The organism is Pseudomonas sp. Root569, assembly GCF_001427465.1.
Classification (GTDB): domain Bacteria; phylum Pseudomonadota; class Gammaproteobacteria; order Pseudomonadales; family Pseudomonadaceae; genus Aquipseudomonas; species Aquipseudomonas synxantha.
The window spans coordinates 170,072-182,975 of sequence record NZ_LMGQ01000028.1 but is presented as its reverse complement, the minus strand read 5'-3'; the positions used below and the strand labels follow the sequence as shown (position 1 = coordinate 182,975).

Here is a 12,904-nt window from a genome sequence, read left to right as displayed (position 1 = left end):
GGTTTTCCTCTTTGCAGAAATGACAAAACCCGCACTTGGCGGGTTCAGGATTTGCCCAACGGGCGGATTATGGTGTGGTGTCGGACCGGTACGAGAACGACAGCGGGACGGTGTAGGTGGAGTCGCCGGTGATACCAGGCCCCTGATCTACCGGCGTCATCGGCGTGACAACAAAGTCGTTCTTCGTGTCTCGCACGTACAGTGGGAACAGGCCGGTCAACTCAGCCATAATCGGATTCGTTTTGGTCTTGCCGGTGCCCGCCGGCGCGATGATGCTCACCTGAAATACTCCGGTGAACAGCCGGTGATCGCCGCCCAGAGTGTTGCTCGCTGTATCACCGGGGATCGTGAACGCACGAAGGTAAGTCTCATCTGCCGCCGGCGTGTAAGGCGTGTTTTCAAAAACGATCTTCAATTTCTCTGGCCTGGCGGCGTTCCAGGAGATGAGCTTGGCCTCGTATATCGAGGAAATTATGGCGTGACTCATACCCGGTTGTTCCTGATGGCCTCAAGCACGATCTGCTGGAAGCGAGCCACGGTGACCCGGACCATACCGCCGGGCGCCTGGGTCGAGTGTCCGAACTCCAGCGGGATGGCATAACCGAGGCTGTTGGTGATGTAGCAGGTGTCGCCTGCCTTGAATTCGATAGCTCCAGCAGTGATACGCGCCGTTGACTTGGTGCCTGTCGGGTCAACCTCTTCGGTCGTGGCGTTGTTCGGTGTACCAATACTGAACATCCAGTTACCGCGAAACCTGCCGCCGACGTAGCCCGCCGGTGCGACGATGTCCATGCCGTCGTGCACCTTGCGCCCTGGCCTTAGCCTGCCGGCCTTTGTAAGGTTGGCCGGGTCGCTACGCAGCGCGCTGTTGTGATCGTCGACGGCCTTGTTGTATTGGGTCGCCACAGCGTTCTGCGCCCAGATCTCCGGGTTGCCCACGGGAGACATGCGGATCAGGCTGCTGCCAATCTCGATGATGATTTCTCGCAAGCTAGCGTCGATGGCTTCGCTGGCCTGGGCGGCGAACTCGGCAAGGCTCAGGGCGAAGCTACCGGACTGGCCGGCGCCTGCCCGGCTCACGACCGCACCTGCAGTTCATACAGGATCGGGGTGCCGGCGGGGTTAACCTCTTTCAGCGGCGGGACGATCGACCAGGTGCGGCCTTGGGCTACGACTTTGTCGAGCAGACCCGGTACCCAAGCCAATCCTTGCGCGGCGATCTTGAGCTTCTTGTCGCCCTGCTTGATGAGGCCGTTGTTTTGGAATTCTTGGCCGGTGAAGTCGAGCAGGATGCCTTGGGCGATTTGCTCGACGGTTGCGCCTGGCGCTTCGCCGCCCGTCTCCGGATCATACTCACCGGGTTCCGTCTTGCTTATAGTCACGGCCTGACCGAGCTCTGTGATCATCTCCAGAGCCATCACGGCCATTTCATCGTAGAATGCCATGCTCAATTGTCCAAGGAGGAAATATGAATTACGGAACAATAAGTGACGACCTAAACCGCGCTTCGCGAGAGATTCGTGAAAATACCAGCGGCACAGGGAAAAGCCTTGAAGACAAGTTCAAGGCGAGAAATTCCTATCAAACTGCCTTTGAAAAGACAGGGTTTGGCGCCAAAGCTTCTAAGGAAATGGCAGAGCGAGACTTCCCTTTAGACCAGCCCGTGTCTTTCGATAAATTAGATAAGGCTGTGAGGACTATTAAAGATGGAGATCAGGCCATCAGAAATGCGTATCCGTTTCTGGACATGTATGAATTATCCAACGACTGACTAAGCCCTAACAGCAAACAGCCCGCGCTTTTGTAGATAGTCGGCAAACTGCGTAGCACTGGGACGATCCGGCGCCGCCGGCAATAATCGGCCGCTGGTGTTGGAGATCGTCGCGTATTCGCGGGTTACCGCTCCTTCGACGCGCTCTAGCGTCACAGCGCCCTTGCGCTTGTCGATTGGGTCTATGTCGTCCTGATGGATTTCGGCGGCCAGGGCCATTTGACCGTACTGGATCCGCGCAGGAAGGTAGTTGTTCGGCTTAATTTCATGATCCAGCGACACTTCCCGGCGCGGCCAGGCCAGCCCCTGCTCGCTGTGTGTCTTGCGCCCCTTCCAGGTCATGCCATCCATCGCTAGCGCGGCCCGTCGCAGCAACGCTTCCTGCGCTGGAACACCTTCGGGGATGACCGTGCCGAACTTCACGGCATACATGGCCAGATCCTCGGCGCTCGCGTAGCTTTCGGCGTCAGGCTTGCCGGTACCGTCCTCGATGATGAGTGTCATGCGTCAACTCGCTGGAATGGTTTGAAAATTGGCCACCGGGTCGCCGGCAGCCAGCAGTATTACGCCTTGGGCAGCTCAGCGACGAGCTTTTCCAAGGATTCTTTGGAGGCGTTTGCCCGATACTGGACCTTGGCTTCGTCGAGCGTTGCTTTCAGCGCCGCGATTTCACCGGCCTCGTCAGCCGGCGGCGTGAGGGCAGACTTCTTGAGCGCTTCAACCTCTCCGCGAAGTGCGTCGACAGTCAAGGCCAGGCCGTCACGTTCAGTGGTCAACTCATCAACCGAAGCATGGATGGTGCCCAGCACGTCAAACAAGCGCAACGCCAGGTCGCCGGACTCTGGACGATGGATTTCGCCAGCTTCCAGGCCGTCAACAAGGATCTGGATTGATCCATGCTCAGCACGCAAAGCCGCGATCACCTTTTCCAGTTCGGCTTGATTGCCCGCGCCAACAATTTGCACCCGTTTAGCCTCTTTCACCGACACGTCGATACCGGCCGCTTCATACGCATCGACCACGCTCGGCCAATCGCCAATCACCAGCACGCTGGTCACACCAGCTTCAGGCTTATCGAAATGTTCCGGATTGCGGTAACGCTTCTCCGGATCGAAGCCGCTCAGCTGGTTGCTGTAAGTCAGTTCCATGTGTTTCTCCAAGGCGGCCATCGCTGACCGCGCGTTGAGTTTGGGGCTTAACCGCCAGTAACTGGAGGCGTTGCGGTCAGCGTGATCATCACGCCAGCGGTGACCTTGTTGCTTCCCGCGTGTTTGACCCAGTTGGCAGCGGAGCCGACGGCGGCCAGGGTTGGGTTGGAACCGCCAGTGGTGGCTTTCCAGCTGTAACCCAGCACATCGATATTCACGGTGCCTTCGGCCCGGTAGCCGATGCTCAGGTTTTCTTCGTCGTTCACTTCGTAGGAACGGAAGCCTGGCGCCTGCGACTCGGTGATGGTTACCGCGTTTGGCAGCAAGCCGAAGATCACGTCCGCCGGCGCGGTGTCGGTCACCAGTACAGGCTTGCCCAGAGTGCCCGGCAGGCCACCGTAGATCACAACGCCAGCTTCTTCGTAGATCTTGTTGGTGATGGCTTCGTCGACGATGTCGAAGTAGGCGCTGGAGTGCATGACCCACAGAGCAATACGGCCGAACTTGTCGCCGAACTTGCGCATGCCGCGAGTCAGCGTCTTCTTGCCATCGGTTTCGATGTTGGCCGAAACTACCATGTCAGCGTTGGAGCCGATCGCAGCACGCAGGCCAGCAGTTGCGTACTGGATGAAGCCTTCCAGGGTCGCGTCAGCAACGTCGGCACCGACGATCTGGGAGAACTCCTCGACCGGACGACCGCGGCGCTTGAACGCCTCTTCGGTGGTCTGGTACGGGCCGTACTTCCATGGAGCCTTGACGCCGACAGCTTCGCCGGCGCTGATCTTCTTGGCTGTTACCTTGCCGTCCGAGTTGACGTCGCGGTGCTCCAGAGAGCCGTTCAGCTTGTAGAGGGCGCGCTTGCGGAAGTCGCCTTCAATCAGTTCATTGTCCAGCACCATTGCGCCGTTGGACGATGCGTTGAATACATCCAGGTTGTCCTGGACACGCTCCAGGTATGCGGTTTGCGCCTCATCGTTGTAGATGATCAGGTCGCTGTTAACGGTTGTAGCCATGGGTCAATCCCCTTACTTGGGCAATGCGAGATATGCGGTTTGGCCGTGCTTGCGCTGAAAGTCGCGCTTCTGCTCGGAGGTCATTTCGGAGCGCTTGAATGCAGCCTTGCCGCCACCCCCGCCCGGGGCAAATGTCCCTGAAGCCCTTGGCCACAGATGAGGTGCGCTTTCGCGCAGAGACTCGGCCCATTCGAGCGGAGTCAGAGGGGTCTTGCCGTCTTTACCGAGGATGACCTGGCCGGATTCATCAACGGCGACTGCATCGCCATCTTCGTTGAGGGTGAACACTCCTTTGGCGCGCAGGATGATGTCGTCTGTTGCTTCGGGGAGCGCACCAGCCTTCAGTGCTGCACCGCGCACCGAGTCGCCCAGGACTTTGCCCTGGAACTTCGCAGCGAAGGACTCAGCCTTCTCGGCACGCTCGCTGATGGCCTTCAGTTGCTTGTCGTAGTCACCGCGCAGGCGCTCAGTGCGGCGGTTGAACACTTCGTCCACCTTGCCCTCGGTCAGCAGCTTGGTTTCTTCGTCCTGGCCAGCACGGCTGAGCAGGCCTTTGACGGCGTCGATGTCGATGCCCTCAAACTGGGTTTCGAACTGGGTCAGCTTGCCGGAGGTTTCCTTCAGCTTGCCCAGCAGTTCCGAGTTCTTGGTCTTCAAACCGGAAACGGATGCTTCAACGGCAGTCGCGATAGCGGCCTTGATTGCCGGGTTTTCCAGGTCGATTTCGTTTTCTTCTGCCACGTTGATGCACCCCTCGGGTATGTTTCGCCCGCTTTGCAGGCAACAAAAAGCCCCGACATATGCCGAGGCTGTGATTGAATCGAATGTCGGTATAGAGCTATCCCTGTCAGTCTTTTGATCCGTTAAACGCGATGCGATCTCCCCCTAGAATCGCTAACCCCACGTAACCAAATCCGTTAGCTTCGGCTACCTCCCTAACTCTCTTGAGCAGCTTTTCAGGATCTTTTGCAGCATCACCGATTACAGGGACACTACTGGTTAACCACCGGGGATCTCGCGCAAGGCGCAGAGTGTTGAGCACAAAGTCAACGGTGTGATCAAAATCCTGTTGGGACTGTGAATGCATGGTTGCCACCTCTCGTTTTGGGTTTACGAAAGGCTAACATCACAAAAAGCATCATTTTTGCAGGGGTTTGCATGCTTTTCACACGCCCGCCTGCTCAAATGCCAGAGGCTCCAAAACCTTCATCTGGGCGAGTGTTAACGGCGCAAAGTTGCGATCAAGCTGCAGTTCGGTGAATCGCTCGACGGTTAATCCACCCTCCCGGAACAGCTTTGCTCGAACAGGACCGATTGCGGAATCCTGAAACGCTGCTGGCTGCTGCTGTAGCCAGTGGTAGTAGTCGAGACTGGCGTTTACCTGCCTACCTCCGTCAGCGCCTACAGATGCCCGTGTGGCGTCCTTGGCGAAAAGTTCGCTGAGCCTGGTCAGCATGATGAACGTGGTTCGGCAATTCGGGTGAAATGGCGGCCTTGGGCCAGACTCAACAGGGAACCTGCGGCCATCCAGTGAGCGGCATTGCTGGCTGGTCTTGCTGTCCAGCGTTGCAACGATTTGGATCTCGGACACGATGTCCGTGTTCGCCTTGGCCACTTCCATTCGCGCCTGTGACGACACATGCTGGATCGCGGTATGCACGACCGTACTGGCGTTGCGGTTGGTGATAGCCAGGATGCCGTCTTTGTACCCTGCCGCCTTGGTGCCGCGAATGTTGCGGATGATATGGAAGTTCGTCTGCCCTTCGAAGAAACTCTGCCGTATGGTGCCGGTGACGCGCTCACGTTCGGCGCCGGTCCAGCCCTTGATGAAGGCTTTCAACAGCTTGCCGCCACCGGTACCGCGCACGCTGAGCGGGCTGGTCAGTACCGCGGTACGGATTGCAGCGGCGGTCGGCGCGACCACATCCAGCGAAACGCCAACCGGCGCCGACCTGGCAAGGCTGGTCGCCTCGAATTCAGCCTCGTAATTGGCGATATCCACCAAGTCGAGGTTTAGTTGGGCGCTGTACCGGTCGAAGATGCCCAGTAACAGGCTGTCGACCTCCTTCAGCAGCGCTTCCAGGCGCTTGACGTTGTACTCGGTCAGGTCCGACTGGGTGAGCCGGTCGCGGATAGAGCGGTCAATCTCCTTGAGGAAGGGAGCGAACTTGCCCACCTCCCCGGCCTTGAGCTTTTCGAGGAACACCGCGTGCCGGATGGTGGCGTCAAGTATTGCCTGGTTCGCTGCCATCTACTTTGTCCTCATCGTCCAGCCCCAGACCATCGCCCTGCTCTTCCAGCTCGCCGTCGATTTGCACGTCAGTGCGCTCTGGTGCGATCAATCCAAGCTTGCGCAGGTAAGCCCGCAAGTCAGCCTTGGCGAATCCGCCGTTTTGCCACAAGCCAACCAAGGCCGTGATCATTTGCGGATCAGCAGTGAGCTCGACGAATTCCTGATTAACTTGGTAGGCGACCTTCTTGTCGGCAATACCCATGTAGGTGCAACACCACATGATGGCTCGCGTATAGGCCTCACTCACGTTGGCCACGCATCCAGCAAGAACCGATGTAGATGCTGATTGATCGCCACGGGACTCGGTTGCGGTCTTGGTCGCAAGCGAAGCCACCACCATCCGGGCGCCCAGCTCGATCATCATCTGGTTCTTATCGGCCATGGCCTCCTTGACCAGGGTGTTGGGCGTGGGCTGCGCGTACCCGAATGCGCCCCCAACGGGCAGCATCATTGGGGCTCTTGAGCCTACATAGATGCCGTTTTTCTCCATCCAGTCGCGCCAGGACTCGTCGAGCCCACTGATCCACGGCTGTGCCTGGCCGCACCAGAACACGCTGTCTTCGTAGTCAGCGCTGTTCCGGTAGTGGCCCAGGTTGATCATGGCGATGTCGTAGAGAGGCGACTCGTCAATGCTCGGGTCGTTGTTCTGTGCACCAACAAAGGTAAACGGGATCTCCCTCAGTCGGCCGCCAGCACCTGTCGGGCGGAATTCTTCCGTAACCGCCAGTGGCCCGCCAGTCTCAGGTCCTGACCGGCGCCATACTCGACAAACGAAGCCGTCTTCCTCCAAGGCCAGCTCCCGGTACTGCTCAACCGTCTTGAAGCCGAAGCCATCAGGAATTTCCGGCGATTCCTTCAGCACCACCAGGGTCAGCACGCTATGACCGTTCACCATGCCGGTGCGCCAGTTGATGACTTCTTCGGCGCAGTAAGTGAGGATCACCGCATGCCCGCCGATATCGTCGTCCTGGTGATAGTCGACATACAAACCATGCCGGCCAGCCTCGAGCACCTTCTCCAGCGTGCCCTGGGAGTGCTGATAAATGCTCACGCCAGAGCCGTTGGCGTTGTCTTGCAGGTACTCCAGCTTCTTCGGCACCTTAAGTGTCGGATCTTTGTGGAAGGCCAAGCCGAGCAAACCGTTACGAGTATGCCCAGTGGCATTCTTGAATACGGCGCGCTCGCGGTAGGCTCGGTTCCGGTCCTGATTTTCCGGCGACTTGTCGTGTGCGTTGATATACGGCAGCCGATCTACAACCCGGTGCTGGCCCGCGCAGACGTCGCGAACTGTCGCCCAGCGGTCCAGCACTGCCGTGTATTCCGCCCGCTTGAAGGAGACGTCGTTGCTCATCGGGCGTATCCCATTTTGATGGCGGTGACCGGTTTGATGATCGGGTACTCGCGGTGGATGAAGTAGCCGCCGGCGTCGTTCGCGTGATCGATGCCGACGGTTTTGTCTGGCTCTCCGTTCGCGCCCCACACCTGCTGCTCCAGGCCGTCGGCATAGGTTGGGCAGGTGAGCGGGTTGACCAGGTAGCGGCGCTCGCCCTGCGCATTGCAGAAGACGGCGTTCATTGCGTTGATTCGGTCCTTCACCGGCGGGTTTACCGCTGGAGCGATGACCGCGAACCCGGCCTGCTTGAGCATGGCAAGGTCGGTGATGCTCGCGTTCACAGACTTGCGCGAATCGCCAGAGGCATCCGGGTAGATCCTGATCTCGCACGTCTTCTTGAAGTCGTTGCCGTCGTGCTGCCAGTAGCGCTCTTTGATGCGACGGATCATGTCGGGCGTGTCGTAGCCGTCGATCAGCTCATCCACAGCCCTGGGCAACCCCTGGTCGCGCTTAACGTGGGTGATCGCTGCCATCTTGCCGACGTTGAAGTCCATCCCAATGAACAGTGGTTCGCCGGGCTGCACGGTGTCGAAGCATCCGTTGAGCTTTCGGTCATAGGCCGTGTAGATCGTGCCGGACGTCAGGTTGACGAACTGACCACGGAGATAGGCCTGGATCAGTTGCGGCGGATACGACTCCATCAGGGAGGCGATGTAGTCGTCCGGCAGGTTCAGCTCGTTGTCGAACGTGCTGGCCTGCACCAGGCCGTACATGTCGTTAAGCACTGGCTTGTCGCGCAACTGCTTCACGAACTGCTGATAAACGAACTTGAAGCCCTCAGGCGTAGTAGTGACGTCCACCCCGTTCTTCAGTCCGGGCAGGTTGTAACGCATCCGGGCAATGATTTTGCGCCAGGCCTGCTGAGCCTTCAGCAAGCTCATCACGTCCAGCTCATCTACCAGGGCCTGACCGATCTTGAAGCCGACGATGGTCTGGGGCTTCTCCATCGAGCGGCATATCACAGTGCCGCGGTACTGCCGGCCGCTGTAAATGTGAACTTCGTGGTTCGCCTGGTTGATCTTGGTCTTCAATCCCCAGTCGTAGGCCACCTCATCCATGGTCGGATAGAAGATGTCTCGGATCTGCGGGTAAGTCGGTGCGAAGTAACCAGCGTTGACGCCGGGCCACTCCATGAAGTGCTTGCTCAGTGCCGAGCAGCCTACCCAGGTCTTACCTGAGCCGAACCCGGCAACGAATGCACGAAACTTGTGGGGCAGTGTGAGGAACTGAGCCTGGGGAACGTTAAGGCTCGGCATTCGGCTTCCTCGCATCCACCACGTCGACCTGGATGCGGGTCGGGATCACCGGTTCATCGCCAACCTCTTCCTTCCGGGCCCGGTTGACGTAGATGTCGCCGGCTTCCTTCGCGGCCTGTTCGAGGATCTGCATGGCCAGGCCGATGTTCTTCATCGACTCAGCCTTCTCCACAAAGCGGTTCATCGCGCGGAGGCGAAAGGCGCGGTTGGCAATGGGTATGTCTTCAGTCTCTTCGCGGAAACGCTTTCTGGTCTGTTCAAAAAGGGTCTTCCATCTGTCCGCAAGTTTCTTACCTGAAACCTTCGTCGGGTCGTGTGATTCGACCTGCTGGCGGGTGATGCTCAAGCTGAATTCTTTCTGGACCGCCTCAACCACCTGAGAAGGCGTATCGAAGCAAGCGAGAGCCTGTACTACAAAGGTCTTCACCTCACTGCTTAGAGCTGCCATAGGCGTTCATCCGTCCAAACCTGTCCAAAATCAGGCCGACTTGAGCAGACAGGTTCCGCAGGCCCTCGCAATGTTCAATTTCCCCACCTCGGCAGGACTGTTTGCAGCATCCACCAACGCTTGAACGTCAGGGCTTGCACCATAGCGGCGGACGACACCGACGAACTCTTCCACGTCGTGGCCCTGCAGCTTGATCTTCGGTGCACCGTCTTGGGTGAATGCTGGTTGACCGTACTTGTCGGTCGCGTGAGCCAGGTGATACAGCTCGTGCTCGATCAAAGCGCAGAACTCGAGGTCGCTGCACTGGGCGCAGTAGTCAGCCGCCAGTGTGATGATGAAGGCCGGCACATCGCCGAACCAATCACGCATCTGTTGCTCCATCCGGGCTTTCTGCCAACCGCCAGCACGGAACGCTACCTGCTCGGCCTGACCGAGGACTGCGCGGCCCTGCTTGGCGAAGCTCGACGACGCCCACATGACGCGGATGTCTGCATCCAGTAGGTGGGCATGGTCTTCGTTTTGGAGGCTGCCGGTGTCAGCGAGAATTTCGGCCTGTACCCATTCCCAAACACCTAGAGCTGGCACAACTCTCCCAAATGCGCCCTCATGCAGACACGGTGGTGGATGAGGACGATCCATTATTGCTCTCCCAAATATCGTGAGCCCTTTTACAAAACCTCAAGAGCGAGGGGTTCTGGTCGATAACATGCGATCAACCGATGAGGAGCGGACAAGAATGCCAAACGTACGTGTATCTCGAAAGGACACGTTTCCTGGGTTCGAAGACAGATTGCTATCTGTCGAGATCAATGGCTACCCGGAAGGCATCTCAAATGGAGAAAGTACGAGCATCAAGACTAAGCGACCCGTTCAGGCAGTCGTATTGCTCGCTGGAAAGAAAGTTTGGTCGGACGAGATCAAGCCAATGCCAAATGGAAAGTTCAGCCTGCAAATCGGCGTGACCGAAGATTACGCACGCATGGCTGGACTGATTGAGAATAAAATCTGCGACGACGTTGTTGATCAGGACAACATCAAGGCCGCGGTCAACCCAGCAGCCCAGCGAGCAATAAAGAAGGCTGAATACTGGCGGCTTTTTAATAAGCTGCGAACGTTTTCGTTCTTTGGGGCAGCGATTATCTTGGGCGTGCTGGGGCAGGCGGAGATCCACAAAGACAAAGGCGCGGCCATTTTATATATCGCCGCCGCAGTTTTCAGTGGAATCTTTGCAGTCTACTACGGCAATCTCCGCCCCGCGTCTTGCCCAAAGTGCAACTCCACCGCAGCCCGACGCTACAACCGGGTGCAGAAGTTGATTGGCGTCCGCTCGGTGCAGAAGATCGTTCAGAACCACGTGACAAAACAGGAAGAGCAGCGGACTGTCACGGTCAGCGACGTTGATGTCACTGAGTTTTGGGACTGCCTTAGCTGTCAGCATAAGTGGACGAAGAGCTATGCTGATGTGGTGAAGTAACCATCTGCTCCCTTTATAAGTTTCTGTACGCGCCACGATTTGGCGCATTCGAAAACGTGGCGCGGATTACTGCGATACCCGATTGAGGGCTTCGTCCGCTTTGTCGGCAGCGTGGGCCGCAGTCGTTGCAGCCTTGGTGGCCTTGTCGGCGGCGGTACCGGTTTGGCGTGTCAACTCTTCCAGGCGCTTGTCTCGTTCGCCCATGGCAGTGTCGTAGGCCTTACGAATATCGGTCACCTGGTTGCTCTGGTTCTCTGCAAGAGACCAGTAGGCGGCCTGATAACCGAGAACTGCACCACCACCCACCAGAACGACTGCTATGGCCCAGACCTCAGCACGGCGCCACCAGCGGCGCGCGATGAATTCCAATGCGCATCTGTCCATTAGGCGATTCCTCCCAGCTTGGTGCGCAGGCGAGTGATCTCGTCGCTCTGTTGCGTCACGCGGTCAGTGAGTTGGGCGACCTGGCTGGTCAGCGCTTCGATCTTGCCTTCCATACGCCCAACGGCGGCGGCCAGATCATTCCGCTCTTTCGCGAACTGATCGGCGCGTGCCTCGGCCTCTTTGCGGGCAGCTCGTTCCTGGTTCAGCAGCTCGTTCAGTCTTTTTAACGTGCCGATATCAGCGCTATCCATGGCGCGGTCAGTTGCGTCCTTTGAGAGGAACCGGCGCAGCCATAGCAGGCCGCCAAGCACTACGGTGGCGCTACCGCCCAGCCAGGTAGCTGTGCCTGGGCCGAGGTCAGTAGGATCCATCGTCACTCCATGTCTTGTTGTTCTCCCGGTCAGGGAATGAAGGATTAAATAAGAATTTTCGGCAGAAAAGTCAGAACCGTCCTGCGTCTTTTGCGCAGAATTCATGCAATTAATCCCACAGATAAAGGACCTAATCAGAAGGAATATCAATTGCTAGTCGTGACCAGAACACCCAATCAGCGCCTATACATCGGCGATGAAATCCAAATCAAAGTGACCAAGGTTGATCGTGGGTATGTGTCCCTCGGCATCACGGCGCCAAAACACCTACCTCTCGTGAAATCTGAGCTGCACGAGAGGCCTTCAGATAATGATCTGACCGGCCCCGCTGGGCGTGCGGAATAAAAAAGCCCGCTCAGTGGCGGGCATATGGCTACGTGCTATCGTCATTGCCCTTATAGCAAACGATGGTCCGAGCCATGGCGAAAACAAACATTGAGCGCTTCGATGAGATGAGCGCTGACATCTTGGCGTTTCTATACGAGGGTTTCCCGATCCCCTCCAGCGTGAGCCCGCAGGTCGCTGGATTAACCGTTCTCAAATACCTCGAATACGACCCCTCCACGGAAAATTCCGTAACAGAAGGCGAGCGCGATCCCGAAACAGAATTCTTCGATGCCACACTTGAATGGCTGGTGCACGCAGGTTTCATAGCGAAAAGAGCAGCCCCGGTTAACCGGCAAGTCTATGTACTGACCCCATACGGCCTTCAAGCACTCAAACATGTGCCGAAACCTTCTCTTGGGACCGAAACTCTTGGACAAAAGCTATCTGCCGCAACCAAGGCGGGCACCAAAAGCGCCGCATCAGAAATTCTTAATCAGGCCCTATCCATTGGCGCACAACTCATAACCAAACACGCAGGCTTTTAAGACTCTGGACGCATCAGTTCACGGCACAAAAACTTCAGCGAAGAATTTATCTCACTGATTTGGCTTTGCAGATCAACAGTGCCTTTGTTGGAAGGCTCCAGTTCAGCTACTCGACGCTCGTACTGCTCGAGCGTTTCCTGATTAAATCGCAATGCTTCAGAGAACTGCTTCTCTCGAGCTGCTGCATCAGTGTGAAGCCTGGCAACCTCTGCTAGCTTCGCCTCCTGCGCAATAACAGCCTCGACAGCCTGGCGATATTCGCTCTTCATGCTCAACTCCAGAAGTTTGCGGATTTGAATCAGCCCCAGCAGCACTCCCAGCTCGGAGCAATGGGTGTGGTGGAGCCGAAAACTGGAAAGGCCCGCGGATTGGCGGGCCTTGTAGTAGTTGTCAGGTTTTAACGGAATTCTGCGAAATTGACAGATGCTGGGCGTGATGGCATTGTGGAATGTTACCCACGATCAGTCTTGCATAGATAGAC

19 protein-coding genes are annotated in these 12,904 nt (G+C 57.4%); 4 read left to right on the top strand and 15 right to left on the bottom strand.

What is annotated here, in order from left to right; translation table 11 throughout:
* Positions 1 to 67 precede the first annotated feature (67 nt).
* Genes ASD70_RS25750 through ASD70_RS25740 form a run of 3 tightly spaced genes read right to left on the bottom strand, consistent with a single transcriptional unit; the run spans position 68 to position 1,445 of the window.
* On the bottom strand, positions 68 to 487 hold the full coding sequence (locus ASD70_RS25750) for a phage tail terminator-like protein (protein ID WP_056847780.1): 420 nt from the start codon (positions 485 to 487) through the stop codon (positions 68 to 70).
* Positions 484 to 1,080, bottom strand: coding sequence for a hypothetical protein (locus ASD70_RS25745; RefSeq protein WP_056847779.1), 597 nt, complete (start codon positions 1,078 to 1,080; stop codon positions 484 to 486). Before ASD70_RS25745 ends, ASD70_RS25750 begins: the two co-directional genes overlap by 4 nt.
* Positions 1,077 to 1,445, bottom strand: coding sequence for a hypothetical protein (locus tag ASD70_RS25740; RefSeq protein WP_056847778.1), 369 nt, complete (start codon positions 1,443 to 1,445; stop codon positions 1,077 to 1,079). Before ASD70_RS25740 ends, ASD70_RS25745 begins: the two co-directional genes overlap by 4 nt.
* Positions 1,446 to 1,468: 23 nt before the next feature.
* On the opposite strand from ASD70_RS25740, the gene ASD70_RS25735 reads away from it, so the two are divergent.
* A complete protein-coding gene (locus ASD70_RS25735) occupies positions 1,469 to 1,771 on the top strand; it encodes a hypothetical protein (RefSeq protein WP_056847777.1) in 303 nt (100 codons plus the stop codon).
* Here ASD70_RS25735 and ASD70_RS25730 read toward each other — a convergent pair whose 3' ends face one another.
* The 9 genes from ASD70_RS25730 to ASD70_RS25690 form a co-directional block, all read right to left on the bottom strand.
* Positions 1,772 to 2,275: a DnaT-like ssDNA-binding protein gene (locus ASD70_RS25730; RefSeq protein WP_056847776.1), complete on the bottom strand. Its 504-nt coding sequence runs from the start codon at positions 2,273 to 2,275 to the stop codon at positions 1,772 to 1,774.
* Positions 2,276 to 2,334: 59 nt separating this feature from the next.
* Positions 2,335 to 2,919: a hypothetical protein gene (locus ASD70_RS25725; RefSeq protein ID WP_056847775.1), complete on the bottom strand. Its 585-nt coding sequence runs from the start codon at positions 2,917 to 2,919 to the stop codon at positions 2,335 to 2,337.
* Positions 2,920 to 2,966: 47 nt separating this feature from the next.
* Positions 2,967 to 3,932, bottom strand: a complete 966-nt coding sequence (locus tag ASD70_RS25720; RefSeq protein WP_042572010.1) for a major capsid protein — start codon at positions 3,930 to 3,932, stop codon at positions 2,967 to 2,969.
* A 12-nt stretch (positions 3,933 to 3,944) separates the two neighbouring features.
* Positions 3,945 to 4,673: a hypothetical protein gene (locus ASD70_RS25715; protein WP_029295015.1), complete on the bottom strand. Its 729-nt coding sequence runs from the start codon at positions 4,671 to 4,673 to the stop codon at positions 3,945 to 3,947.
* Between the two features lie 424 nt (positions 4,674 to 5,097).
* Positions 5,098 to 6,183: a minor capsid protein gene (locus ASD70_RS25710; protein WP_056847774.1), complete on the bottom strand. Its 1,086-nt coding sequence runs from the start codon at positions 6,181 to 6,183 to the stop codon at positions 5,098 to 5,100.
* Positions 6,158 to 7,576, bottom strand: coding sequence for a DUF4055 domain-containing protein (locus tag ASD70_RS25705; protein ID WP_056847773.1), 1,419 nt, complete (start codon positions 7,574 to 7,576; stop codon positions 6,158 to 6,160). Before ASD70_RS25705 ends, ASD70_RS25710 begins: the two co-directional genes overlap by 26 nt.
* Positions 7,573 to 8,874, bottom strand: coding sequence for a terminase large subunit domain-containing protein (locus ASD70_RS25700; RefSeq protein ID WP_056847772.1), 1,302 nt, complete (start codon positions 8,872 to 8,874; stop codon positions 7,573 to 7,575). Before ASD70_RS25700 ends, ASD70_RS25705 begins: the two co-directional genes overlap by 4 nt.
* Positions 8,861 to 9,322, bottom strand: coding sequence for a DUF2280 domain-containing protein (locus tag ASD70_RS25695; protein WP_056847771.1), 462 nt, complete (start codon positions 9,320 to 9,322; stop codon positions 8,861 to 8,863). The genes ASD70_RS25700 and ASD70_RS25695 overlap by 14 nt, the downstream gene beginning before the upstream one ends.
* 30 nt (positions 9,323 to 9,352) lie before the next feature.
* A complete protein-coding gene (locus ASD70_RS25690; RefSeq protein WP_056847770.1) occupies positions 9,353 to 9,961 on the bottom strand; it encodes a putative metallopeptidase in 609 nt (202 codons plus the stop codon).
* Between the two features lie 97 nt (positions 9,962 to 10,058).
* On the opposite strand from ASD70_RS25690, the gene ASD70_RS25685 reads away from it, so the two are divergent.
* Positions 10,059 to 10,796, top strand: coding sequence for a hypothetical protein (locus tag ASD70_RS25685; RefSeq protein ID WP_056847769.1), 738 nt, complete (start codon positions 10,059 to 10,061; stop codon positions 10,794 to 10,796).
* Between the two features lie 66 nt (positions 10,797 to 10,862).
* Here the strand turns inward: ASD70_RS25685 and ASD70_RS25680 are convergent, their stop codons facing one another.
* Both ASD70_RS25680 and ASD70_RS25675 read right to left on the bottom strand, forming a co-directional pair.
* Positions 10,863 to 11,180, bottom strand: coding sequence for a hypothetical protein (locus ASD70_RS25680; RefSeq protein ID WP_056847768.1), 318 nt, complete (start codon positions 11,178 to 11,180; stop codon positions 10,863 to 10,865).
* Positions 11,180 to 11,551, bottom strand: coding sequence for a chemotaxis protein (locus tag ASD70_RS25675; protein ID WP_025856073.1), 372 nt, complete (start codon positions 11,549 to 11,551; stop codon positions 11,180 to 11,182). The genes ASD70_RS25680 and ASD70_RS25675 overlap by 1 nt, the downstream gene beginning before the upstream one ends.
* A 159-nt stretch (positions 11,552 to 11,710) precedes the next feature.
* Between ASD70_RS25675 and ASD70_RS30070 the strand changes: the two genes are divergently transcribed.
* Together ASD70_RS30070 and ASD70_RS25665 are read left to right on the top strand one after the other, a co-directional pair.
* A complete protein-coding gene (locus tag ASD70_RS30070) occupies positions 11,711 to 11,896 on the top strand; it encodes a carbon storage regulator (RefSeq protein ID WP_442965942.1) in 186 nt (61 codons plus the stop codon).
* Between the two features lie 74 nt (positions 11,897 to 11,970).
* Positions 11,971 to 12,423: a hypothetical protein gene (locus ASD70_RS25665; RefSeq protein WP_056847766.1), complete on the top strand. Its 453-nt coding sequence runs from the start codon at positions 11,971 to 11,973 to the stop codon at positions 12,421 to 12,423.
* Here the strand turns inward: ASD70_RS25665 and ASD70_RS25660 are convergent.
* On the bottom strand, positions 12,420 to 12,692 hold the full coding sequence (locus tag ASD70_RS25660; RefSeq protein WP_056847765.1) for a hypothetical protein: 273 nt from the start codon (positions 12,690 to 12,692) through the stop codon (positions 12,420 to 12,422). The two genes, ASD70_RS25665 and ASD70_RS25660, sit on opposite strands and share 4 nt — an antisense overlap.
* Positions 12,693 to 12,904 lie beyond the last annotated feature (212 nt).